We start from the raw sequence: 22,311 nt of genomic DNA, 5'->3' as shown, positions 1-22,311 counted from the left end.
GCTCCCCGCATTCGGGGAAGCCGCGCGCCGGAGAGCCGCAACGCCCTGTTCAGGCGAGGTCGAAGCGACGTCGCTTGAAGGAAACCGTGCGCTGGTAGTCGCGCATGGTGCCGACCTTGCGCATGTCCGCCCAGGTGCCCTTGTAGTAGGGGATCAGGTTGCGGTCGGTCCAGGGTGTGACGACATCGCCGACCACGCCGTTGTCGTAGCCGAACATCATGAACAACTGCCCGCGCCCGATATCCGGCTCCGGATACGCCATCGCGAATGCCGAGCCGTAGTCATTGTGAAGCTCGACGATGTCGCCGGCCTCGATGCCGAGCTCTTTCGCATCCTCGGGGTTCATCTCCAGCGGAGACATCGGGAAACGGTCGCGCCGGAACGCCAGCAGGCGGTCATGATAGGCGCTCTGCCAGATGTGGTTGGTGCGGCCGTTGTTGACCCAGAAGCGGTATTTCTCACGCTGGGATTCGACGGTTTGCGGCATTCCGTTCCATGGGGCCGGCATGAAGCGGGCCTTGCCGTCGTCGGTGTCGAACCGGTAATCGGCATAAATCATCTCGGTGCCGATCAAGCGGCCGTCCTTGTATTCCTTGACCGGAAGTTGCACGCCGTTGTTGCCCATGGCCCGGAGCCGCTCGTAAGTGACCAAATCGCCAGTCGCGCCGCCTTGACTGTCGATGCCTTGCGGCCGACGAAAGCCGTCGTTGAAGGCGTCCTCCTCGGTCTTCCAGTCGAAGCCGTCGAAGCGTGCCGCCATCTCGGCATTGCCCTCGGCCTCGTACAAGGCTTTCAGCGTGTTGGCGATGTCCGCGGCAATCAGGCAGTCGGGCTTGGCCGCGCCGGGCGGGTCCATGAAACGCTCGGTGAGACGCATGCGCCGCTCGCCGTTCATCGACGTCAGGTTCATCTCGCCCGGATGCGCGGCCGGCAGCAACAGGTGCGCGGCATCGGAGAACTTGGTGCGATACAGGTCGATATTGGTGACGAACAGCCCCCCGCGGTTCTCGACCGCGTCGTAGATCAGGTCGACGAGATCCTCGGCGGTCGCCCCGCGCGCGCGTGCAACGGTCTCGCGGACGATGTTGGATCGGCGATAGACCGCTTCGCGGTACTGCTCGGCGTTGAGCGTGCTCTGAAAGGCGTTGCAGGCCCAGACCGTGAGCATGCGGCCGTTGCCCTTGATGATCTCGTCGTCGACATAGATCGCCGGGCGAGCGCCCGGATAGGGTGGACGCGCATAGCCTTCCTGGTGTCCGCCCATGCGCACGACGCCGGTGCCGCGTCGCCCGACGTTCTCGGTGGTCAGGACCAGATCGACCAGCGCCGCCTGGATGCGGTAGTTGTCGTTGCCCCAGATGATGCCCTTCTCGTAGCCGTGCATGGTGCGCGGATAATGACCGGACGCCTTGGGTTTGTAGGCCCACTCGGCCGCCTTGACGATGTGTGCCTCGGGCACACCCGTAATGCGGCTGCATTCGGCCAGGCTCATCCGGTTGGCCGCGAGCGCCTCCTCGAAGCCGCTGGTGTGCTCGTTGATGAACTTCTCGTGGTGCCAGTCCTGATCCACGACATAGGTCATGAGGCCGTTGAACAGGGCGGTGTCGGTGCCGGGTGCGATGGCCAGATGCAGGACGTTCTCCTTGCCGGCGATGTGCTCGGCCACCGAGACGGTCAGTGAACGGCGCGGATCGACGAAGATGACCCGGGCCTTCTCTGCGGTCTCGTCGGGGAACCATTTCTTTTTCTTCGCGATCGTCTCGCCGCGCATGTTCGGCATCGCGTGGGCGAGGAAATAGTTGGTCTGCGTCTCGTAACCGTTCGCGCCGATGAAGAGCAGCGTGTCGGCCAGCTCGCTGTCCTCGTAGCTGTTGTTCAGCTCGCCGATGCCCATGTCGCGGGTGGCATGGCACTCGGAGTTGTAGGCCGGGCGGTTGTGGATGCGTGTCAGCGGCGTGCGCAGCGCGCTGAACATCAGCTTGCCGCTGCCCCAGGTATTCTCGAAGCCGCCGCCGGCCCCGCCGTGATCGAAGGCGTTGAAGGCAAGCGACTCCGGACCGTGCTCGTCGAGGATGCGCTTGGTGACACCGGCGTAGACGGCCAGCGCGGTGGCCCAGTCGGTCTCGACCCAGTCGTCGCCGGTGAACAGCATCGGATAGGACAGACGCTGACGCGAGGCGCCCTGCCCGTTATACATGACACTCGCCATCTGGCCGCCGCGGGTCGAGGACAGGCCTTGGTTCACGCTACACTCTTTGTCCGGCAGGATCATGATGTTCCAGCGCCGGCCGTCACGATCGGCGATGACGTTGTGCATCGGCGGCGTCATGATGATCTGCTGGGGACCGATCTGCCTGCGGAAATCCATCCCGAGTGCATTCTCGCTCGGGGCGCGACCGCCCTCGCGATTCTCCGGCCACTTGTAGACGTGGTAGCCGCAGCCGACGATGCAGAAGTGGCAGGTCATGTTGGTGCGATCCGCGTCGGTCGGCGGCAGCGGGACGCGGTCCTTGAATTGGCTCATGGGTGATGACTCCGTCGATGGGTGGATGCAGCTCGGCGCGAGCTCACAGAACGTTGCACTGGCGACCGTAGATCAGTCCCTCGACCGCGACGGCATAGAGGGTGTCGTCGGACGGGTCGTGTTCGAGCAGAATCCGCGGGAGATTCTCGGTGGCCTGACCGTCCACCATCTGGCCGTGCATCTCGGGGTCGAAGATGCTGAAGTGGCAGCCGCACTTGAAGGTGCGTGCTTGCTTGTCGTAACTGAGCGGGCAGCCCATGTGCGTGCACTGGGTGCTGAAGGCGACGATGTCGCCGTCGGGACCAACGCCGCCCGGCACCGGAGCGCCGAGCCTCAACATCTGGCAGAAGGAGTCATCATCCGGATAATTGAACGCCTTCGGCTCGTTCACCTTGAGTGCGGCGGCCTTGGCGATTCCGGCGCGCGGATAGGGCAGCGTGGTCGCGCCTGGATTCGCGGCTGTGGTCTCGGCCCCCGCCAAACCGGTGCCGAGGAGCGTTGCACCCGCCGCCGCTGCCGTGCCACCGGCCTTGAGAAATCGTCGTCTGCTGATGCCTGTCATCGCGTCGAATGCCTCCTGTGGTTTGATGAGGACGCCGTGCCGGCCGTAATGTTCTGCGCAGACCGTCAGGCCCGGGCTCGACATCGCGTTAGCAAGGTCCATACCCGGACATCCAGGAGAATAGAATCAACTGTTTGGCGCCAAAGACGTCACGCCTTGGTAACAGCATCCGCAAGACGTTGTTACCAAAAGGTAACACTCGGGCCGGAGACTTGATCCGATGACATCATGGTCACGCCGCACCTTCATCACGGGCCTTCTTGCCCTCGGCCCATCGCTCATCGCACCCGCAACGGCTCGCTCGGCGCCCGACCGAGCCGACTGTGGAGAGGCGTTGCGTTTCGGCGTCACGCCGGTGATCCTGGACAATCAGGTCGGGTTCCTGAATCGATGGAGCAGTTGGCTCTCCGCTCGGCTCGGTTGCCCGGTGGAGTTGGTCCAACGCACCCGCTACCAAGACATCCTCGACCTCCTGCTCCGCGAGCAGCTCCATCTGGCTTGGATCTGCGGCTATCCATATGTGCAACAGCAGGAACAGCTTGAGATCCTTGCAGTGCCCCGCTGGCATGGTCAGCCGCTATACCGCTCCGAGATCATTGTCGCAGGCGCATCACCTGTGCAGCGGCTCGAGGACCTCCGCGGCGGTCTGTTTGCGTGGACCGATCCGCTGTCGAATTCGGGCTGGCTCTACCCGCATTTCCTGCTGCATGACCGCGGCGTCGACCCGGACCGTTTCTTCCGCCGGAGCATCTTTACTTGGGGTCATGCGCGCAGCGTACAGGCCGTTGCAGACGGCTTGGTCGACGGAGCGGCGGTGGACAGCTACGTGCGCGAGACCTTGCTGCTTTACAAACCCGCACTGGCGCAAACCACCCGGGTCATCGAGCGCTCCCCTTGGTTCGGCTTCCCGCCTATCGTCGCCGGCCCAGCACTGGCGGCCGCACACCGCAGCGCGATCCGCTCCACGCTGCTCGGACAATCCAGCGACGCGGCAGGCCAAGCCCTCTTGGCCGACCTGAACCTTGACGGGTTCTCGATCGAACACCCGCAGCTCTACGTCGAGATCGCGGCCATGGCCGAGCGGCTCCAGCTCCGCCCGCAGCCATGACCCCGCTCGTTGCCAGTTATCGTGTCCGGGTACCGCTTGCGTTGAGCATGACAGCCGTCATGACGGCAACCTCGATGGCGTTGGCGCTGGGTTTGCAGACCCTGCACAACCTGCGCGAGGATCAGGGCCGCGACGCCCTTCAGTTGGGCCATGCCATGGCCGGCCTGCTGGTGAGCGCGCTGCGTCAGGATGACGTCTGGCTCGCCTACTCCCTGCTGCGCGGGCCCGACGGCGCCGATAGCCAAATCACCTGGGTCTTGGCGGACGCACGAGGTCGCGTCTTCGCGAGCAACCGACCGCTCCGCTATCGGCTTGACCAACCCCTGGCACATACACTGCCGGCCGCCGATGCGACCTCCGCTACCGCCTCCGAGAGCGCACCTGACGGCGGGCCGGAGACCGGAGCAGCGGCTCGGCCGGCGAACCGACCAGACACCGGCTCCGCAGTCAACTCGGCCTCTGGCCCGGGCAGCAGCGTATCGGCGACCGCCGATCTCGGTGCACAGGTGCTCGCCCTGCAGGACGATGCCGCGATCCGGCGTCTCGTCCATCTCCCGCTCGACAGCGAGGGGACGCGGGTCGGTGATCTCTTCGCGGTGCTCTCCGACCGGCCCTTCCTGGCCCGTTTCTACGAGATCCTGCTCGGCGGCGTCTTGGTCACGAGCGCCGTGCTTGCACTGCTCTTGCCATTCGGCTGGCTCTGGGGGCGACGCATGGTGACGCCGCTGGTGCGGCTCGCGGAGTGCATGCGGCGGGTCGAACGCGAGGATCTGCGCAGCCTCGAGTGCCCGGTCCCGACCGGCGACGACGAGATCGGCCAACTCGGACAGCGGTTTGCCGCGATGCTCGGCGCACTGTCCGAGCAGGCGGCACTCGAGCGCCGGGTGCTGCAGTCCGAGCGCTTGGCCGCGGTTGGCCGGGTCGCTGCGGGCGTTGCCCATGAGATCAACAATCCCTTGGGCGGCATGCTCATGGCCATCGACACCTATCGGGGCCGCCGTGCGGGCGACGCGGGCACCGATCGACTGCTCGACCTGCTCGATCGCGGCCTCCAGCAGATCCAAGAGACGATCTCGGCTCTGCTGGTCGAGGCCCGAGCCGACCACCGCACCCTGAAAACAAGCGATTTCGAGGATGTTCGAACCCTGGTCGAGCCGCAGCTGACGCGCCGCGGGACAACACTGACTTGGTCCATCAGGTTGCAGACCGCCAGCTCGCTGCCGGCCACGCCGGTGCGCCAGCTGCTCCTGAACTTGGTCTTGAACGCGATCAATGCCGCCGGCGAGACCGGCTCGGCCGCGGTTCGGATCGACACCACCGTGGATCAACTGCTGATCAGGGTCGAGAATCGAGGGCGGCCGCTGCCGCCGGAGCGACTCGAGCATCTGTTCGAGCCGTTCGCGGCGCCGCGCGGACAAACACCGGGACTCGGGCTCTGGGTCTGTTATCAGATCGTCTCCCAGCTGCACGGGCGTATCGAGGTCGCAGCACAAGACGACCGCACCCGGGTGGATGTCCAACTCCCGCTGCATCCGGACACGACCGATGACTAAACTCTGCCTCATCGAAGACGATGCCATCATGGGCGAGGCGCTCACCCAGCGTCTCGAGCTCGAGGGCTTCGAGGTCGACTGGCAGCGCAACGGCGCCGCCGGTCTCGCGGTCCTGCTCAAGACCGGACCTGCGCTTGCCGTCATCGATATCAATCTACCGGACATGTCGGGTATCGATCTGTTCGAGCGGCTCCTGGCGGAGAGTGCGGACCCGCCTCGGTGCCTGTTCATCACCGGCTATGGCACCATCGACGATGCCGTCCGGTTGCTCAAGCTGGGAGCGGCCGACTATCTGACCAAGCCGTTGAATCCGGCACAGCTGATCGCTCGCCTGCGCGCACTGACCCCTGCTCGGCACAGGACATGCGTCGACGACCCATGCCTCGGCCTGTCCCCGGCCATGCAGCGTATCGAGGTCGAGCTGGAGCGCGCGGCGCGGCATCCGGAATCGCCGGTACTGATCCGCGGAGAGTCCGGCGTGGGCAAGGAGGTCGTCGCGCAGCGCCTGCACCAGCTGCAGTGTCCGCGAGCACACTTCGTCGCGATCAACTGCGCGGCCCTGCCCGAGGGCATCATCGAATCGGAGCTTTTCGGTCACGAGAAGGGGGCGTTTACGGGCGCCGCCACCCTGCGACAGGGTGTGTTCGAGCGCGCCGGCGATGGGTTGCTCTTTCTCGATGAGATCGGAGATATGCCGATGCCGCTGCAGCCGCGGCTGCTGCGCGTCATCCAACAGCGGCGGCTGATCCGTCTCGGCGGAGACCGCGAGATCGAGATCGCTGCTCGGCTGGTTTTCGCGACCCACCAAGACCTCGAGGGCCTGGTCCGTAGCGGGCGTTTTCGCGAAGACATCTACTATCGAATCAACGTCTTGGAGATCGTGATCCCGCCGCTGCGCGAACGTCCGGAGGATATCCTCTGGCTCACCGAGCGCTTCATCGACGACTTCGGACGTCGTTTTCCGGACGAGCAACGCCGTCCGACAGACGATGACATCAGCCGGCTGCTGCGTTATCACTGGCCCGGGAACGTGCGCGAGCTCCGGCACCTGCTGGAGCGAGCCTGTATCATGGGCGACGGCACACGGCTCGCGCTCAGGCTGCCGGGCGAGGCCGAGCCAGGAGGTTCCGCGGAGGTGACCGCGCTCAAGGCCCAGGCCCGAGCCGGCGAGCGCGCGGCGATCTTGGCCGCGCTCGCCGATCAGGATCGCAACCTTTCCGAGGCAGCGGCTGCGCTCGGCGTCAGCCGCAAGACACTCTGGCAGAAGATGAAGCGGTACGGCATCTCTCGCTGATGCATCGAAAGGTGTGTTTTAGCCGATCGATCCGAGCTGTTAGCCGACTGGAGCCAACGGGTCGACAGGACCGACAACCGAGACGTCTACATCTTCACCGCCGGTGCGAAGGCAAGGCTCGGTGATCGACCCATCCCCTACCCTCGTCTGTTCGCACACCCTGGCCGAACCGCCGCACCACTCAACGCTCAACACGCCATCAGAGGAGACCATCATGTCGCACAGATTGTATCGGGCCGTTCTGCCCATCGGGTTCGCGGCGCTGTTTGCGCTGGCGCTTGCACCCGTCCAAACGTTCGCCGATCCGGACTTTCTGGTCGATGCCGATTGGCTCGCGGACGGGTTGGACGAGGAGAACCTGATCGTTCTCGAGGTTCGTTATCACCCACATCGTTTCTTCACGGTCGGACATATTCCGGGCGCGGTCCAGGTTCAACGCTTCAAGGATCTCGGCGACAACGAGGCCAGCCCGATCATGCGCTTCCCCTCCCGCGAGACCTTCCAGGAGACCCTGCGCGGCTGGGGCGTGAACGACGACTCGACACTCGTGATCTATGACGATTCCAGCACGGCGCTGGCGGCGCGACTCTATTTCCTGCTCGACCTCTATGGCTTCGACATGGACCGGGTGAAGATTCTCGACGGCGGAACCCTCGAATGGACGGGCTTCAACGAGCTGGCGACGGAACCGACTCCGCCGAAAGCACCCGGCACGGTGACCCTGATGGACGCAGATCCGGCGCTCTACATCGAATGGCCGGCGGTTTACGACGATGTCGTCTCGCGTCGCGATCCGAATGTGGTCCTGCTCGATGCGCGCCCGAGCGACATGTACACCGGCGAGGTGATCCGGCACTCCATCATGGGCGGTCACATCCCGGGGGCGATCAATATCGTCAGTCTCGACGGGGTGGACGGTCAGACGGGCAAGTGGCGGAGCGACGAGAGCCTCGCCGCGCTCTATGCGGCGATCCCCAAGGACAAACGGATCTACGTCTACTGCCACGACGGCTTCCGCATGGGGCTGGCCTATCTGCAGCTCAAACATCTGGGCTACGAGGACGTCCGGCTCTACAACGGCGGCTGGTCGCACTGGGGCAACGAGCTGACTCTGCCGGTCGTTGAAGGATCCGAGCCTTACGGCGGGGACTTCGCGCTCTGAATAATCAGCGCGACGTCAACCAGGCCGATCTCCGGCTGGGGACCGAGTAGCGGGTCACGCGCTTGATGGTCTTGAGCATGCCCAGGATCATACGTCTAGAAATTCGGTTTTCCATATATACGAATGACCGGATATGATCCTCGGCAGCACGCGCGCCGATCCGGATTCGGGCCCGGCGCGCCCATCTCGATTCCAACCGCGAGGGCAACATGAGCAGCCAATGCGAAACCACGGCTAAACATGCCGGCGGCGCACCTATGGGGGTTTTCGAACGCTATTTGACCCTCTGGGTCTTCCTGTGCATCCTGATCGGCATCGGACTGGGTCACCTTGCGCCCGGAGTCTTCCACGCGGTCGCGGCGATCGAGGTCGCACGGATCAACCTGCCGGTCGCGGTGCTCATCTGGCTGATGATCATCCCGATGCTGCTGAAGATCGATCTGAAGGCACTCAAGGGCGTGACCGAACACTGGCGCGGGGTCGGGGTTACGCTCTTCATCAATTGGGCCGTGAAGCCCTTCTCGATGGCCCTGCTGGCCTGGCTCTTCATCGGCGTGCTGTTTCGACCCTGGCTGCCGGCCGAGCAGATCGACTCCTACATTGCCGGGCTGATCCTGCTGGCCGCCGCGCCCTGCACGGCGATGGTCTTCGTCTGGAGCAACCTCTCGCGCGGCGAGCCGCACTTCACGCTGACCCAGGTGGCGCTCAACGACGTCATCATGGTCTTCGCCTTTGCACCGATCGTCGGACTCCTGCTCGGGTTGGCCGCGATCACGGTGCCCTGGGATACCCTGCTGCTGTCGGTGCTGCTCTATATCGTCGTGCCGCTGATCATCGCGAACGTCTGGCGAACCGTCCTTCTGATGCAGGATCCAAGCGGCGAGACGTTGCGTCGGGTCCTGGCGGTCATGCAGCCGCTCTCCCTGATCGCGCTCCTGGTCACGCTGGTCCTGCTGTTCGGCTTCCAGGGCGAGCAGATCATCGCGCAGCCGCTCATCATCGCCCTGCTGGCGGTGCCGATCCTGATCCAGGTCTTCTTCAACTCCGGACTCGCCTATCTCCTCAACCGGGCGGTGCGCTCACCGCATTGCGTGGCCGGTCCCTCCGCCCTCATCGGCGCGAGCAACTTCTTCGAGCTGGCGGTTGCTACCGCCATCGCGCTCTTCGGGTTCAACTCGGGGGCGGCACTGGCCACCGTCGTGGGTGTGCTGATCGAGGTGCCGGTGATGCTGCTGGTGGTGAATCTGGTCATGCGCACCCAAGGCTGGTACGAGTCGCGCCCCGGGATTCCGACCTACGAAGAGTGCTGCCCGCCGATCGCACCCGCTCCCGCGCGCGCCGGCTCGTCCGGCGGCGGGAACTAGAGTCGGGCGAGGCGCGGTCGAGCAAGACCGACGCACACCAAGATAAGGCCGCCGGCAGGCAAACAGCGCCTTTCGTTGAGCGTCGAGTCGAAGTCGACGTCGACGTCGACGTCGAATGGTTCCAGGTCGCGCAAGGAATGCACGCGCCCTTCGGGAATGGACAAACAAAAGCCGGCACGAGGCCGGCTTTTGGGTTCTTGCTTGATTTGGAGCGGGAAACGAGATTCGAACTCGCGACCCCAACCTTGGCAAGGTTGTGCTCTACCACTGAGCTATTCCCGCTTTGGAGCCGTGCATTTTAATGCCTTTCTCGATGCTGTCAACCCCCGATTGCATCGATCTTTCATCGCCTCGACACGGGCCGGTCATGCCGGGTCTAAACCGCATTCCCGCCAAGGGCCGTGGATGCGTCAAACGTCGAGCTTACCCTGTGTATCAGGCTCCGGACGCGGTTTAAGTCCCGAGCCCGGACTCAATCACGCCCTGTGCGATCGATCTGACCGGACAGGCTCGGCCAGGCCGCGCGCAGATAGAGCATCATCGACCAGAGGGTGAGGACGGCCGCGACGTAGAGGAGAACGACGCCCAGCTCGTAGACCCAGGGTCCGAAGACAGTCTCGCGCAGGATCAGGAGCACGATCGAGATCATCTGTGCCGTGGTCTTGATCTTGCCGGTCATCGAGACGGCGACCTTGGCGCGCGCACCGATCTCGGCCATCCACTCGCGCAGGGCGGAGACCGTGATCTCCCGTCCGATGATCACGATCGCCGGGAGCGCCAGGAGCGTGCGCGGGTCGTATTGGACCAACAGCACGAGCGCAACCGCGACCATCAGCTTGTCGGCGACCGGATCGAGGAAGGCGCCGAGCGGCGAGGTCTGCTCCCAGAGGCGCGCGAGATAGCCGTCCAGCCAGTCCGTCAAGGCAGCGGCGCCGAAGATCGCGGCAGCGACATAGGGTGCCCAGTGTGCCTCGATGTAGAAGACGACGACAAACACCGGGATCAAGACAATCCGGAGCATCGTCAGAAGGTTGGGGATATTCCACATACGTCAGGGCCCCGCGGCTTCCTCGTGAAAGGCATCGTAGATCTGTTGTGCCAATTGTCGGCCGATGCCGTCGACGCAGGCAATGTCCTCGACCCCTGCGCGGGCCAGACCGCGGATGCCGCCGAACTGCTTCAGAAGGCGCTGGCGGCGACGTGGCCCGATCCCGGCGAGCCCTTCCAGCGTAGAGGTCGTGCGTGCCTTGGCACGGCGCTGGCGATGACCGGTGATGGCGAATCGATGGGCCTCGTCGCGGATCTGCTCAACCAGATGCATGGCGGGGGAATCGCTCGGCAGTATAAGCGGCGACTCGACGTCCAACAACCAAAGCAGCTCGGTTCCGGGGCGACGATCAGGCCCCTTCGAAATACCCACGACCTGCACGCCGGCGATACCGAGCTCTTGGAGCGCATCGCCGACCGAGCGGATCTGGCCGCGTCCGCCGTCGATGAAGAGGATATCCGGGATCGGGTACTCGCCCTGCTTGACCCGGGTGTAGCGCCGTGTCAGGGCCTGATGGAGCGCCGCGTAGTCGTCGCCGGGGGTAATGCCCTCGATGTTGAAGCGGCGGTAGTCCGACTTGCGCGGCCCCTCGCCGTCGAAGACCACGCAGGAGGCGACGGTGCGCTCGCCTTGGGTGTGACTGATGTCGAAGCACTCCATGCGCTGGGGTCGCTCGGGGAGATCGAGCGCATCGCGCAGCGCCTCGATGCGGCGCCCGTAACCGGCCTGGCTGCCGAGCCTGGATTTGAGCGCGACCTCGGCATTGCCGCGGGCCATCTCGAGCCAGCGGGCGCGCTCGGCGCGCACCCGCCACTTGATGTGCACCCGCCGCTCGGCGCGTTGCGAGAGCGCCGTCTCCAGGAGTTCGCGCTCCTCGGGCTCGACGCTGACCACCAGCTCGGGCGGGATCTGTTTGTCGGCATAGAACTGGGCCAGAAACCCGGCCAAGAGGGTCGCGTCGTCGGTCTCGTCGGGGGTCTTCGGAAAGAAGGCCTTGTTGCCGAGGTTGCGACCGGCGCGGATGAAGAAGACCTGCACGCAGCTCGTCCCGCCCGCTTGGGCGCAGGCGATGATGTCGAGGTCGCCACCCTCCCCGCTCACGTATTGGCGCTGCTGGATACGGCTCAGGGTCGCGATCTGGTCGCGCAGGACGGCGGCGCGCTCGAATTCGAGCGCGGCCGCGGCCTGCTCCATGCTGCGTCCGAGATCGGCGATCGCCTCCTCGGCGCGCCCGTCGAGGAACTGGATGGTGTGGGCTACATCCTCGGCGTATTCCTCGCGACTGACCAGTCCGACACAGGGGCCGCTGCAGCGCTTGATCTGATATTGCAGGCAAGGCCGCGAGCGGTTGTTGAAGAAGCTGTCTTCGCACTGGCGCACCGGGAACAGCTTCTGCAGCAGCTGAAGCGTCTCGCGCACCGCCCATGCGCTCGGATAAGGACCGAAGAGGCGCCCTTTGGATTTACGCGGCCCGCGATAGAAGGCGAGTCTCGGGAAGTCGTCCTGCGTGCTGAGATAGATGAAGGGATAACTCTTGTCGTCGCGCAGCAGGACGTTGAAGCGCGGACGCAGTGACTTGATGAGGTTGCTCTCGAGCAGCAACGCCTCGCCCTCGGTGCGGGTCACCGTGACCTCGATGTCGGCGATCTGGCTCACCATGACCTGAAGGCGGCGCGTCAGGGCTCGGCTGAAATAGCTCGACACGCGACGTTTGAGGTTCTTCGCCTTACCGACATAGAGCACGGTGCCGTCGGCATCCAGCATCCTGTAGACACCCGGGCTTTGGGGGATGCGTTCGAGGAGGGCGCGCGCGGGCACGTCGAGTACGGGCCGAGCGCCCTCGGCAGCTGAATCTGCAGTGATGTCGTTCATGTGCGGATTAGAGCGCAATCGAGCGATGCCGATCCAGACCAAACCTCGAGACAACACGAGCTTCATCTTGACCCGCATCAAGGACGCACCGCTAGGCCATCGCTAGGGTGAAGGGTCGCGACAGCGCGCCACGACCGGACGCCGTCCCACTCGCGCGCTCGCTCCGGGTTGCGCCGACCACCGATAAGGACAACCAACCCGATGCGTGTCGACTCGCTGACCAAGACCAAGAGATCGATCAGCGTCCTCGCACTCGGCTTCCGGCCGTTCTTCCTGGCCGCGGGAATCGCTGCCGTCGTGTCTGTCCTGGTCTGGCTCGCGATGCTGACAGGCCATGTCCCGCAGCCCGGCTATTTGGCCGGACCGGCCTGGCACGCCCACGAGATGCTCTTCGGTTATCTGGCGGCCGTGATCGCCGGTTTTCTCCTGACCGCCGTGCGCAACTGGAGCGGCATGGACACGCCGACCGGCCCGGCACTCGCGGGGTTGGTCGCGCTCTGGCTGGCCGGGCGTCTGATGCCCTGGCTCGGGCTGCCGCCCTTGGCGGTCGCGTTGACGGATCTTGCCTTCTTCCCGGTGCTGGCCTTCGCACTGCGACGGCCGCTCTGGTTCGGTCCCAATCCGGTGAACCGCGTCTTTTTGCTGCTGTTTGCCGGCATGACACTCGCGAGCGCACTGGTCCATCTCGATGTGCTCGGCGTCCTCCCCGGCGGGGCGGCGCGGGGGCATCGTCTGATGTTGGACCTGGTTATCCTGACGATGCTGCTGGTCTCGGGCCGGGTGATGCCCTTCTTCATCGAGCGCGGAATCGCCGGCGCCAAGCCCAAGAGCTTCAGGTTGGTCGAGCGCCTGACCTTCCTCCTCGCCGCGGCACTCCTGTGCGCGGACCTCATCGCGCCCTACGGGGCTCAGGCGGGCGGTTTCGCAATCGCTTTGGGCCTGGTGCTGTCGGTGCGGATCGCCGGCTGGCACGATCGACGTGTCTGGACAACACCCATGTTGACCATCCTCTATGTCGGCCTGCTCTGGCTCGCGCTTGGCCTGATCCTCGACGGTCTGCCTGCCTTCACCACCCTGCCCGCTCGCGGTGCATTGCATACGCTGACCATCGGGGCGATCGGCGTGGTGACGCTCGGGATGATGGCTCGTGTCGCCGTCGGCCACACGGGTCGAGCAATGCAGGCCGCTCGCCTGACCATCGTCGCCTTCGTCCTCGTCAACCTTGCCGCGGGCCTGCGCGGTCTCGCACCGCTCATCTACCCGGCCGGTTACCACGCCTGGCTGATGAGCGCGGGGCTCTGCTGGATCCTCGCCTTCGGACTCTTTCTCTGGGTTCATGCACCCATGCTGGTCACGCCCCGACCGGACGGGCGACCCGGCTGACGCGCATCACTCGGACGATGTGTCCGACCCTGCGTTGTCGTTCTGCGCACGCGTCTTCTTCAACGTCGGCGCAGGACGGAGTTTGTCGAGGATATGCCCTAGACTCAGGATCGGATGAGGCCAAAGCATGCGCGGGCCGGCGTAGCGCATGACATCGCGCACCCGCTCGCGCATCACGGCGCTGTAGCAGTGCACCTCGCAGAGGTTGCAGGCCGGCTTTTCGTCCTGGAAAGGACAGGTGTCGAGACGGCGATGCGAATAGTCGAGCAAGGACATGCACTCGGCGCAGAGTCCCGTGTGCCCGGGGTGATGGTCCCGGCAGTAGATGGCCATCATCGCGGTGATGGTCTTCTTCTCGCGGGTGATACGTCGGCCGAACGTCATCGGGGTGTCCTCGGATTCGGATCGGGAGCAGGTCGTCGAGAGTCAGTCGTCGAGGATCGACACGTAGGCGAAGATGTCGCGCAACTCCTCGGCGGTAAAGGCGGCGAGCAACTCCTCGGCGTCCGGGTCGAATGGGTCGTGCACACGTCTCTTGTCGATGTATTTCTCGACCTGCCGCTCCAGATAAGCGGTGTACTGACCAGCCAGCATGGGTACGGCATCGCGATCGCGGCCCTGCCCGTCGCGCCCGTGGCAGGAGGCACACTCCTTGTCGTAGAGGCGCTCGCCGGAAACCGGATCACCCTCGGCGCGAGGGATCTGGACGATTCGTTTGGTGGCCATCAGCCGCTCGTAGGCGTTGAAATCCGCCGCCGTCTCGTCGACCGGCGGGAGCCGACTCGGCAGCTCGATCGCCGCGAGAAAGGCCGAGATGTCGCGGATGTCGGCGTCCGGCATCTGCCGCTTGTCCGTGTGCTCGACCATGGCGAGGTTCTCGCGCTCGCGCTCGCGAAACAGCTCGAGCTGTCGTGCGATAAAGGCGGCCGGGAGACCCGCCAACCGGGGATACTCGCCGTCTTTGCCGCCCTGGCCATGCTCGCCGTGGCAGCCGGCACAAACCTCGTTGATGTCGAGCGCGTTCTCGAGGTCCGCATCGGCGAACCGATCCTCGGCTGCGTCGGCGGAGGCCGGCGGTGCGCCGACCATGGACACGAGACCGAGGCCTAAACCTGCGACAAGACGCAACGCCTGGCTCGTCATATCCAGTTCTCCGGATAGCGTCGTGTTGCGGGGATGTTGTTCACGAGCAGCGCCACCGCCAAAAGGATCAGCGGCCCGAGCGTCGCCGGAACCAGCACGTAGTAGTATCCCATCGCATGAATCTCATCCGAGCCGATCACCGCAATCAAGGCGGTAGCGCCGCCCGGCGGATGCAGGGTCTTGCTCAGATGCATCAACGCGATCGCTGTGGCTACCGCACCGGCCTGAGCAAGCCAGGGATCCGCGGACAGCAGTTTCCAGCAGGTCACGCCGACCAGTGCCGAGATGACGTGTCCGCCGATCAGATTGCGGGGCTGGGCCAACGGACTGCGCACCGCACCGTAGAGCAGAACCGCAGAAGCACCGAGCGAGCCGATGGTCAGGGTCAGATCGGGGCCCGAGAAGAACGCCTGATTGGCCCACCCCACCGAGCCGATCCCGATGAAGGCGCCGATCCAAGACCAGAAGACCTCCTGGTTGCTGACCCTCGGCGGACTTCCGCGAGTCGTCCCGCGCATCTTTCGGACGTAGGCCTTCAAGCTCAAAGCATGCCTCCGGTTGGCTTGCGTACGCGGTTTCTCGATACGACTGCAGGGCGACTCGGGGGCACCACCGACCCGGTCCACAACCGCGGGAGCCCGATAACTCGGATTTGAATCTCGAGGCGCGACGAGGGCCTTGACCCACATCAAGGTCTCGCGCGGCACCTGAGCCTGCTCGACGACGGTCGCGGCGTGAATCTCGGACGAGTCGCCCGAATCAGCCTGGAGCAGCCCTTCGGTCCGACGCCCGAGCAGGTCCTCCACCAAGGTCGGAGCCTTGTTCGGGACCTGTTGTTTGCGCAGCGGCGCCTCTCCGACTCGGGTAGGTGGTCGGGATGGACCCCGGATTGACCTGCCTCAAGGTTGTTTGCGCATGATCCGAGCCTAATCCGTCACGACAGCGGCGATGAAGCCGATCATTCGGGAGTCATCCGATGACACAGAGCCATCTTCATCTCTTCGAGCAACCAGACCACGCCAACATCGACGAGGTCTCGGGGCTCGAGCTTTCCGACGCCGACATCATCGACGCGATGCGGGAGATCCCCGGCTATATCGACATCACGACGACGGACTTCAGAACCGTCTATCACCTCGCCCATGCCCATGCCGTCGAGCGCATGAACAGCCGCATGTGTGCGAGAAACCTCATGCGCGCGCCGATCCAACCCCTGCATCCGTCGACTCCACTCTACCGAGCGGCCGAACTTTTCGTGCGTCAAGGCGTCAAGGCGCTGCCGGTCGTCATGGGCGGCGGACGGGTCACCGGCATCTTGACCGAGACGGATATTCTCGAGCGGCTCGGGGCGGAGAGCTTCCTGGAGCTGCTGCCGCGCTTGCTCGAACACTGCGACCGGCTCGCCGACTGCTGTCACGAGACGGCGACAAGCGCCATGATGACGTCCCCGGCGGTGACCGTGACCGAGCACGCCGGTTTCGCGCAGATCATGGCCGCCTTCAAGGACCACGGCGGACGCAGCACGCCGGTTGTCGACGACGGCGGTCGTCTCGTCGGGCTCCTGATGCGCAAGGATTTTCTCGCTGCCTGCCAGCTCGATGCGCAGTCGCTCGGATGAGGGACGCTCTGAAAAACGCACACAGGTGCGCGTTTTATTGCGAAATCTCAGGGTATTAAAGTCGGAAACGGTTCGATACTGGCACCGTGATCCGCCCCTGATGCGCTGCACTGAAGCCTCGGTGTTCCGATCCCTGTCGGTTCGACGTTCGCTGCATCCAAAACTCGGCGAAGACGCGGTTCAAAAAATATATTTTTTAATATGTTAAACCGCACCGGTTCTGCCGGTCGTCAAGTCTGCCGAGGCTGATCCCATCCAATCCCATCCGAAAACATCACCTACCGCGCCGGGCGCGGTTTAGAACGGAAAGAAACGCCTCGTGTCGTCCAAACCGAAGATCAAAGAATTGCTCGTCGAGAGCGCATGCGAACACAGCACAGACAAAAAGGGGTCGTGCAATGCCCCCAAACCCGGAGCGACCACCGGCGGCTGTGCCCTTGACGGTGCTCAGATAGCACTGTTTCCCTTTGCCGATGCCGCCCATCTGGTCCATGGCCCCATGTCCTGCGTCGGGGGTGCCTGGGAAACGCGCCTGACACCGACCAGCTGGTCCGGGCGCGACCTGACCCAGACCGGTTTCGCCACCGATATCAATACCAACGATGTCGTCTTCGGCGGTGAAAAGAAGCTGGCCGCAGCCATCGACCATATCATCGCGCAGTATGCGCCAGAGGCCGTGTTCGTCTATTCGACCTGTGTCACCGCCCTGACCGGGGATGATCTCGACGCCGCCTGCAAGCAGGGAACCGAGAGACACGGCATCCCCTGCGTGCCGGTGCATGCCCCCGGTTTCGTCGGCGCCAAGAACCTCGGGAGCCGCATCGCCGGTGAAGCCGTGCTGCGGCATCTGATCGGGACCAAGGAGCCGGAGGAGTCGACCCCCTTCGATATCAACCTGATCGGGGAGCACAACAACACCGGTGAGCTCTGGCGCTACCGACATCTGCTCGAAGAGCTCGGCATCCGCGTGCTCTCGACCTTCAGCGGCGATGGCCGCATCAGCGAGATCCGCACCGCCCACCGGGCCAAGCTCAATGTGATCGTCTGCGCCAAATCCCTGGTGTCCATGACCCGCAAGATGCAGGAGCGCTACGGCATCCCTTGGATCTCCTGTTCGTTTTACGGGATGACCGATACCTCGAACAGCATCTTGGCCATTGCCGAAGCCCTAGACGACGCCGATCTGATCGAGCGTACCCGCAGGCTGGTCGCCCGCGAAGAGGCTCGGCTGGAAGAGAAGCTGATCCCTTACCGAGAGATCTTCTCGGGTAAGAAGGCGGTTCTCAATACCGGCGGCAACAAGTCCTGGTCCATCGCCTCGGCGCTTCAGGATCTGGGGATCGAGGTGGTGGCGACATCGGTTCGCAAGTCGACGGAGGAGGATAAGGCCAAGGCGCGGAAATACCTCGGAGAGAACGCCGTTCTGATGACCGAGCCGGCGAGCCAGCAGGCGAAGGTGATCGATGAGACAGGCGCCCATCTGCTGCTGGCCGGTGGCCGTTCACTCTATACCGCAATCAAGAAGCGGATCGCCTTTACCGACGTCAATCAGGAAAAGAAGAAAAGCTACGGCGGTTACGATGGGCTTCTGGTCCTCGCCGAGGATCTCAAGAACTCGTTGCAGAATCCGGTCTTCGAGCTGGTCGATAGGAAGGCACCATGGCAGAAGTAAGACGCAAGTCGGGCAAGCCCCTGCAGGTAAACCCCCATAAACTCTCGCAGCCGATGGGGGCGACCCTGGCGTTCCTGGGCGTCGACCGCTGCATGCCCTTGATGCATGGTGCTCAGGGCTGCGCCAGTTTCACCAAGGTGATGTTCACCCGTCATTTCTGCGAACCCATCGCCCTGCAGACGACCGCGGTGACCGATGTCACGGCCGTGCTGGATGGCGGTGATTACAGCATCCTCGAGTCGATCAAGACTATCCGCGAGAAAGTCACCCCTGAACTGATCGGGGTGCATACCACCGGACTGACGGAGACCAAGGGCGACGACATCCGCGGCGTCGCCGGGAAGATCGACGTGCCTGTGGTCTATGTCGGTACCGCTGATTTCAAGGGCGGCCTGGAAAGCGGCTGGACCCTGACGGGCCAGGCCTTGATCGATCAGCTCACCGCACGCTGCGACCGGATCGATGCGCAAAAGATGGTCTTGGTCCCCCATGTCAGCATGCAGCCCATCGAGGTGGAAAAGATCCGGGAGCTCATCGAGGCATTCGGCTTCAAGGTCGTTGCCGTGCCCGATCTGTCCTCCTCGTTGGACAATCATCTGGGTGAAAAGCAGGCGTCCTTGAGCAGCGGCGGGGTGACGGTCACCGAGCTCGAACAGCTTGCGGATGCGGCCTTCATCGTCACGCTCGGAGCCTCCGTCAAGGGCGTCGGCGCGACCTTACAGACCAAGAATCCGGCAATACGGCACCGGCACTTCAATCACGTGAGCGGTCTGATCGGAACCGACGCGCTGGTGGCCTGGCTGCTCGAGGTGAGCGGCAGGGATGCGCTTCCGGCGGCGGTGGAGCGCTGGCGCAAGCGGCTTCAGGACGCCATGCTCGACAGCCATTTTTCCATCGGGCAGACCCGTTTCCTGCTGGTCGCGGAACCCGATCATCTCGCGGCCATGGCCGCTTGCCTGCGCGAGGTCGGGGGCAAGGTTACCTTGGCTGTCGCCACTGTCGATTCACCGATCCTCGCCGACATCGAAGCGGACCAGGTGATCGTCGGGGATCTCGAGGATGCCGAGAACATGAGCGATGCCTACGATATGATCATCGGCAACTTTCACACCGAGGCCTTGGCGCATCGCCTGGGGAAAACGGCTGTCATGAGAGGCTTTCCGAATTACGAAGAGATCGGAAACGCCTTGAAGAACGACGTGCTTTACGAGGGCGGCGCCTATTTTCTCTTCGAGATCGCCAATGCCGCCGAGAGAATGAGGCAAGAGCAGGTTCACCGCGAGCGCGAGCAGATCAGGTTGCAACGTATCGCTGATTCGAACCTGGATTCGCGACCGCTGCCTAACCACGCATAGAATGAACGAGACTGGACGCTCAGCGCCAACCGCAGCCCGCCGCAGCACAGGACAACACCATGCCGGAGCACTTCGAAGACCAAGATTTTCTGCCCCTGGGGATCGCCGTCCTGACCGTTTCGGACAGTCGTACCGAGGACAACGATACCTCCGGGCGACTTTTGGTTCAGCGCGCCGAGGCGGCAGGACACCGGATCATGGCTAAACGAATCGTTCCGGACGACATCTACCGGATGCGTGCGGCCTTTTCCGAATGGATCGCCGACCCCGAGATCCAGGTCGTCCTGAGCACCGGAGGCACGGGCGTTACCGGCCGGGACAGCACGCCGGAGGCCGTTGCGCCGTTGCTCGATAAGCCGCTCGAGGGCTTCGGGGAGTTGTTCCGGAGCTTCTCGCTCGAGGAGATCGGCACCTCCACCTTGCAGTCGCGCGCGCTCGCGGGACTCGCCAACGGGACCTTCATCTTCTGCCTGCCGGGCTCCAGCGGGGCCTGCCGCACCGCCTGGGATCGTATCCTGCTGGCGCAACTGGACAGCCGCACGCGGCCATGCAATTTCGCGCAGCTGATTCCGCGTTTGCTGGAGCGTTGAGGATGAGCATGGATCCTTGCGGGAGCGACACGCCCGGGCGTGCAGCATTGACCAAAGAGCAGGTCCTCGACCGTCTGCTCGCGCGCGTCGCACCCCTCGGCGAGACCGAGACCGTCTCCATCGCCGAAGGACTTGGACGGGTTCTGTCCGAGCCTGTGAAGAGTACGATCGACGTCCCCGCCTGGGACAACAGCGCGATGGACGGCTATGCGATCCGTCATGCGGACCTTGCGCCCAACGGCGGGCGCCTTCGCGTGGCTCAGCGAATCCCCGCCGGCGCCGCCGCGAGCGCACTCCAACCCGGTACCGCGGCGCGCATCTTTACAGGTGCACCGGTCCCGGAAGGCTGCGACACCGTGGTCGTCCAGGAGATCTGCGAGACCGCAGAGGACTGGGTCCAAGTCCCGCTCGACTGCAAGAGCGGCGCGAATATCCGCCGTCTCGGCGAGGACATTCGAGCCGGCGCCGAGGTCATCGCCGCCGGCACCCGTCTCGCGCCGCAGCATCTTGGACTCGCGGCATCGATCGGTGCTGCGCGGATCCGTGTCTATCGGCGTCTGCGCGTCGCCGTCTTCTCGAGCGGCGACGAGCTGGTCATGCCGGGCAAGGCCCTCGGCCCCGGGCAGATCTACAACTCCAACCTTTTTATGCTCTCCGCACTGGTAAAGAGACTCGGCTGCGAGTTGGTGGATCTGGGCATCGTGGAGGACACTCAGGCAGCCACCGAGCAGGCGTTGATGCGCGGTGCGGCGCAGGCCGACCTGATCGTCGGAAGCGGCGGCGTCTCGGTCGGCGAAGAGGACCACATCAAGGCCGCACTCGATCGAGTCGGTACATTGGAGTTGTGGAGCGTCGCGATCCGCCCCGGCAAGCCGCTTGCCTTCGGGCATATCGGCACGACGCCCTTCATCGGCAACCCGGGTAATCCGGTCTCGCTGTTCGTGACCTTTTGTCTCTTCTGCATCCCGGTGATCAGGCGGCAGCAGGGTGTGGTCGGGGATCAACGCCCGGTGACGCTTCGGATTCCCGCGGGTTTCGACTGGCCGCGCCCCGACAAGCGTCGGGAATTTCATCGGGCACGGGTTCAAACCGGCGAAGACGGCGCGCAGGAGCTCGCGGTTTTTCCCAGTCGCTCCTCCGCCGTGCTCTCCTCCGTCGCCTGGGCGGACGGTCTGGTGGAGATCCCCGAGAATCGGATCATCCGCAAAGGCGACCTCGTGGACTTTATCCCGTTCCAGGCCCTCTTCGGTTGAACGGCTTTCGGCGAGGCATGCATCGGACGACACTATGATCGATATCTTGTATTTCGCTCGGCTCAGAGAGAGCCTTGGCGTGGCGCGGGAGCAGCTGGATGTCTCGCAAGACATCGACTCGATCGCCGACCTCCTGACACACCTGCGCGCGCGTGGCGAGCCTTGGTCGAGGACATTGGGCGAGGGAGAAACCGTCCTAACCGCCGTCAATCAAGAGATCGCCCGGCCGGACACACGCATCAAAGACGGCGACGAGATCGCAATCTTCCCGCCGGTCACCGGCGGATAGCGCACGCGGACCCTCAACATGGCCCCGTAGGTCGGGCAAAGCGCAGCGTGCCAAAGACCCCTGCGAGGTCACGGCGACCCCGATCGACGGGTCCAGGGACGGACCTCGGCAAATCCCGATCGAGAACGAGACCCGGGTCGCGTTTATGTTTCTGTCGCTGGCATACGCTCTAGACACAGAGACAGGAACAGCGAAGCCGGAGTCGATCGTCCCGTCGAGCGGGACAGCTCCCGATGCTTGACCTGCCGATTGCGACCGCGAGCGAGCGACGAAAGGACGTCATGGCGAGCACGTCGCCCAATAGGAGCAGTATCATGACCTATACGTATCAGTTGTTCGGTGCGATGACGGGGTGGTCATTTTTCTATGGATGTATGCTCGGAATGGCGTCGCCCGCGACGTACATCCGGAGACAAGCACGTATTGATCCCGTCGGCAGCGACGATGCAGTGGCCATTGTTACCGCCGACGTCATTCTGTAGCCAAACAGCCGATTTGAAATTGTGGCGGGCAAATGAGGC

The 22,311-nt window shown here is 64.1% G+C and carries 20 protein-coding genes and 1 tRNA gene; 13 read left to right on the top strand and 8 right to left on the bottom strand.

Annotated features, from left to right (window positions below):
- Positions 1 to 49 precede the first annotated feature (49 nt).
- Together THIMADRAFT_RS18305 and THIMADRAFT_RS18300 are read right to left on the bottom strand one after the other, a co-directional pair.
- A complete protein-coding gene (locus THIMADRAFT_RS18305) occupies positions 50 to 2,524 on the bottom strand; it encodes an arsenate reductase (azurin) large subunit (RefSeq protein WP_007194578.1) in 2,475 nt (824 codons plus the stop codon).
- A gap of 43 nt (positions 2,525 to 2,567) precedes the next feature.
- On the bottom strand, positions 2,568 to 3,188 hold the full coding sequence (locus tag THIMADRAFT_RS18300) for an arsenate reductase (azurin) small subunit (protein ID WP_007194577.1): 621 nt from the start codon (positions 3,186 to 3,188) through the stop codon (positions 2,568 to 2,570).
- Positions 3,189 to 3,306: 118 nt separating this feature from the next.
- Between THIMADRAFT_RS18300 and THIMADRAFT_RS18295 the strand changes: the two genes are divergently transcribed.
- From THIMADRAFT_RS18295 to arsB, 5 genes are all read left to right on the top strand, one after another.
- Positions 3,307 to 4,194, top strand: a complete 888-nt coding sequence (locus THIMADRAFT_RS18295; RefSeq protein WP_007194576.1) for a substrate-binding domain-containing protein — start codon at positions 3,307 to 3,309, stop codon at positions 4,192 to 4,194.
- A gap of 59 nt (positions 4,195 to 4,253) precedes the next feature.
- Positions 4,254 to 5,747: a sensor histidine kinase gene (locus tag THIMADRAFT_RS24945; protein ID WP_158308396.1), complete on the top strand. Its 1,494-nt coding sequence runs from the start codon at positions 4,254 to 4,256 to the stop codon at positions 5,745 to 5,747.
- On the top strand, positions 5,740 to 7,041 hold the full coding sequence (locus tag THIMADRAFT_RS18285) for a sigma-54-dependent transcriptional regulator (RefSeq protein WP_007194574.1): 1,302 nt from the start codon (positions 5,740 to 5,742) through the stop codon (positions 7,039 to 7,041). Before THIMADRAFT_RS24945 ends, THIMADRAFT_RS18285 begins: the two co-directional genes overlap by 8 nt.
- A gap of 214 nt (positions 7,042 to 7,255) precedes the next feature.
- Positions 7,256 to 8,203, top strand: a complete 948-nt coding sequence (locus THIMADRAFT_RS18280) for a sulfurtransferase (RefSeq protein ID WP_007194573.1) — start codon at positions 7,256 to 7,258, stop codon at positions 8,201 to 8,203.
- Positions 8,204 to 8,412: 209 nt separating this feature from the next.
- Positions 8,413 to 9,567: an ACR3 family arsenite efflux transporter gene (gene arsB / locus THIMADRAFT_RS18275; RefSeq protein WP_007194572.1), complete on the top strand. Its 1,155-nt coding sequence runs from the start codon at positions 8,413 to 8,415 to the stop codon at positions 9,565 to 9,567.
- A 207-nt stretch (positions 9,568 to 9,774) separates the two neighbouring features.
- Here the strand turns inward: arsB and THIMADRAFT_RS18265 are convergent.
- From THIMADRAFT_RS18265 to uvrC, 3 genes are all read right to left on the bottom strand, one after another.
- A tRNA-Gly gene (locus THIMADRAFT_RS18265) sits at positions 9,775 to 9,849 on the bottom strand.
- A gap of 190 nt (positions 9,850 to 10,039) precedes the next feature.
- Positions 10,040 to 10,615, bottom strand: a complete 576-nt coding sequence (pgsA, locus tag THIMADRAFT_RS18260; protein WP_007194571.1) for a CDP-diacylglycerol--glycerol-3-phosphate 3-phosphatidyltransferase — start codon at positions 10,613 to 10,615, stop codon at positions 10,040 to 10,042.
- A gap of 3 nt (positions 10,616 to 10,618) precedes the next feature.
- Complete coding sequence (uvrC, locus tag THIMADRAFT_RS18255; RefSeq protein WP_139052907.1) at positions 10,619 to 12,487, bottom strand: excinuclease ABC subunit UvrC; 1,869 nt, start codon at positions 12,485 to 12,487, stop codon at positions 10,619 to 10,621.
- A 201-nt stretch (positions 12,488 to 12,688) separates the two neighbouring features.
- Between uvrC and THIMADRAFT_RS18250 the strand changes: the two genes are divergently transcribed.
- Positions 12,689 to 13,870 (top strand): NnrS family protein, encoded by a 1,182-nt coding sequence (locus tag THIMADRAFT_RS18250; protein ID WP_007194569.1) that lies wholly within the window; start codon positions 12,689 to 12,691, stop codon positions 13,868 to 13,870.
- 6 nt (positions 13,871 to 13,876) lie between these two features.
- Here the strand turns inward: THIMADRAFT_RS18250 and THIMADRAFT_RS18245 are convergent, their stop codons facing one another.
- The 3 genes from THIMADRAFT_RS18245 to THIMADRAFT_RS28030 are packed head-to-tail and all read right to left on the bottom strand — an operon-like array spanning position 13,877 to position 15,819.
- Positions 13,877 to 14,254, bottom strand: coding sequence for a nitrous oxide-stimulated promoter family protein (locus THIMADRAFT_RS18245; RefSeq protein ID WP_007194568.1), 378 nt, complete (start codon positions 14,252 to 14,254; stop codon positions 13,877 to 13,879).
- A gap of 42 nt (positions 14,255 to 14,296) precedes the next feature.
- On the bottom strand, positions 14,297 to 15,013 hold the full coding sequence (locus THIMADRAFT_RS18240) for a c-type cytochrome (protein ID WP_007194567.1): 717 nt from the start codon (positions 15,011 to 15,013) through the stop codon (positions 14,297 to 14,299).
- Complete coding sequence (locus tag THIMADRAFT_RS28030) at positions 15,010 to 15,819, bottom strand: HPP family protein (protein ID WP_007194566.1); 810 nt, start codon at positions 15,817 to 15,819, stop codon at positions 15,010 to 15,012. The genes THIMADRAFT_RS18240 and THIMADRAFT_RS28030 overlap by 4 nt, the downstream gene beginning before the upstream one ends.
- 170 nt (positions 15,820 to 15,989) lie before the next feature.
- Between THIMADRAFT_RS28030 and THIMADRAFT_RS18230 the strand changes: the two genes are divergently transcribed.
- From THIMADRAFT_RS18230 to THIMADRAFT_RS27170, 7 genes are all read left to right on the top strand, one after another.
- A complete protein-coding gene (locus THIMADRAFT_RS18230; RefSeq protein ID WP_007194565.1) occupies positions 15,990 to 16,631 on the top strand; it encodes a CBS domain-containing protein in 642 nt (213 codons plus the stop codon).
- A 319-nt stretch (positions 16,632 to 16,950) separates the two neighbouring features.
- Entirely contained in the window at positions 16,951 to 18,303 is a 1,353-nt protein-coding gene (gene nifE / locus THIMADRAFT_RS18225; protein WP_007194564.1) for a nitrogenase iron-molybdenum cofactor biosynthesis protein NifE, read from the top strand.
- The gene (nifN, locus tag THIMADRAFT_RS18220) at positions 18,291 to 19,658 is read left to right on the top strand and encodes a nitrogenase iron-molybdenum cofactor biosynthesis protein NifN (protein ID WP_007194563.1); all 1,368 of its coding nucleotides are present in this window, start codon (positions 18,291 to 18,293) and stop codon (positions 19,656 to 19,658) included. Before nifE ends, nifN begins: the two co-directional genes overlap by 13 nt.
- A 59-nt stretch (positions 19,659 to 19,717) precedes the next feature.
- On the top strand, positions 19,718 to 20,248 hold the full coding sequence (moaB, locus tag THIMADRAFT_RS18215; protein WP_007194562.1) for a molybdenum cofactor biosynthesis protein B: 531 nt from the start codon (positions 19,718 to 19,720) through the stop codon (positions 20,246 to 20,248).
- Between the two features lie 2 nt (positions 20,249 to 20,250).
- Entirely contained in the window at positions 20,251 to 21,501 is a 1,251-nt protein-coding gene (locus THIMADRAFT_RS18210; RefSeq protein WP_007194561.1) for a molybdopterin molybdotransferase MoeA, read from the top strand.
- 34 nt (positions 21,502 to 21,535) lie between these two features.
- On the top strand, positions 21,536 to 21,790 hold the full coding sequence (gene moaD / locus THIMADRAFT_RS18205) for a molybdopterin converting factor subunit 1 (RefSeq protein ID WP_007194560.1): 255 nt from the start codon (positions 21,536 to 21,538) through the stop codon (positions 21,788 to 21,790).
- A gap of 314 nt (positions 21,791 to 22,104) precedes the next feature.
- On the top strand, positions 22,105 to 22,272 hold the full coding sequence (locus THIMADRAFT_RS27170) for a hypothetical protein (RefSeq protein WP_007194559.1): 168 nt from the start codon (positions 22,105 to 22,107) through the stop codon (positions 22,270 to 22,272).
- The last annotated feature ends 39 nt before the right edge of the window (positions 22,273 to 22,311 follow it).

Source organism: Thiocapsa marina 5811 (genome assembly GCF_000223985.1).
GTDB lineage: Bacteria > Pseudomonadota > Gammaproteobacteria > Chromatiales > Chromatiaceae > Thiocapsa > Thiocapsa marina.
This window is presented reverse-complemented; position numbering and strand designations above follow the sequence as displayed.

Coding starts and splice junctions, on each gene's coding strand:
- THIMADRAFT_RS18305 (WP_007194578.1), bottom strand. CDS start 2,524: ATGAGCCAATTCAAGGACCGCGTCCCGCTGCCGCCGACCGACGCGGAT.
- THIMADRAFT_RS18300 (WP_007194577.1), bottom strand. CDS start 3,188: ATGGACCTTGCTAACGCGATGTCGAGCCCGGGCCTGACGGTCTGCGCA.
- THIMADRAFT_RS18295 (WP_007194576.1), top strand. CDS start 3,307: ATGACATCATGGTCACGCCGCACCTTCATCACGGGCCTTCTTGCCCTC.
- THIMADRAFT_RS24945 (WP_158308396.1), top strand. CDS start 4,254: ATGACGGCAACCTCGATGGCGTTGGCGCTGGGTTTGCAGACCCTGCAC.
- THIMADRAFT_RS18285 (WP_007194574.1), top strand. CDS start 5,740: ATGACTAAACTCTGCCTCATCGAAGACGATGCCATCATGGGCGAGGCG.
- THIMADRAFT_RS18280 (WP_007194573.1), top strand. CDS start 7,256: ATGTCGCACAGATTGTATCGGGCCGTTCTGCCCATCGGGTTCGCGGCG.
- arsB (WP_007194572.1), top strand. CDS start 8,413: ATGAGCAGCCAATGCGAAACCACGGCTAAACATGCCGGCGGCGCACCT.
- pgsA (WP_007194571.1), bottom strand. CDS start 10,615: ATGTGGAATATCCCCAACCTTCTGACGATGCTCCGGATTGTCTTGATC.
- uvrC (WP_139052907.1), bottom strand. CDS start 12,487: ATGAACGACATCACTGCAGATTCAGCTGCCGAGGGCGCTCGGCCCGTA.
- THIMADRAFT_RS18250 (WP_007194569.1), top strand. CDS start 12,689: ATGCGTGTCGACTCGCTGACCAAGACCAAGAGATCGATCAGCGTCCTC.
- THIMADRAFT_RS18245 (WP_007194568.1), bottom strand. CDS start 14,254: ATGACGTTCGGCCGACGTATCACCCGCGAGAAGAAGACCATCACCGCG.
- THIMADRAFT_RS18240 (WP_007194567.1), bottom strand. CDS start 15,013: ATGACGAGCCAGGCGTTGCGTCTTGTCGCAGGTTTAGGCCTCGGTCTC.
- THIMADRAFT_RS18230 (WP_007194565.1), top strand. CDS start 15,990: ATGACACAGAGCCATCTTCATCTCTTCGAGCAACCAGACCACGCCAAC.
- nifN (WP_007194563.1), top strand. CDS start 18,291: ATGGCAGAAGTAAGACGCAAGTCGGGCAAGCCCCTGCAGGTAAACCCC.
- moaB (WP_007194562.1), top strand. CDS start 19,718: ATGCCGGAGCACTTCGAAGACCAAGATTTTCTGCCCCTGGGGATCGCC.
- THIMADRAFT_RS18210 (WP_007194561.1), top strand. CDS start 20,251: ATGAGCATGGATCCTTGCGGGAGCGACACGCCCGGGCGTGCAGCATTG.
- moaD (WP_007194560.1), top strand. CDS start 21,536: ATGATCGATATCTTGTATTTCGCTCGGCTCAGAGAGAGCCTTGGCGTG.
- THIMADRAFT_RS27170 (WP_007194559.1), top strand. CDS start 22,105: ATGACCTATACGTATCAGTTGTTCGGTGCGATGACGGGGTGGTCATTT.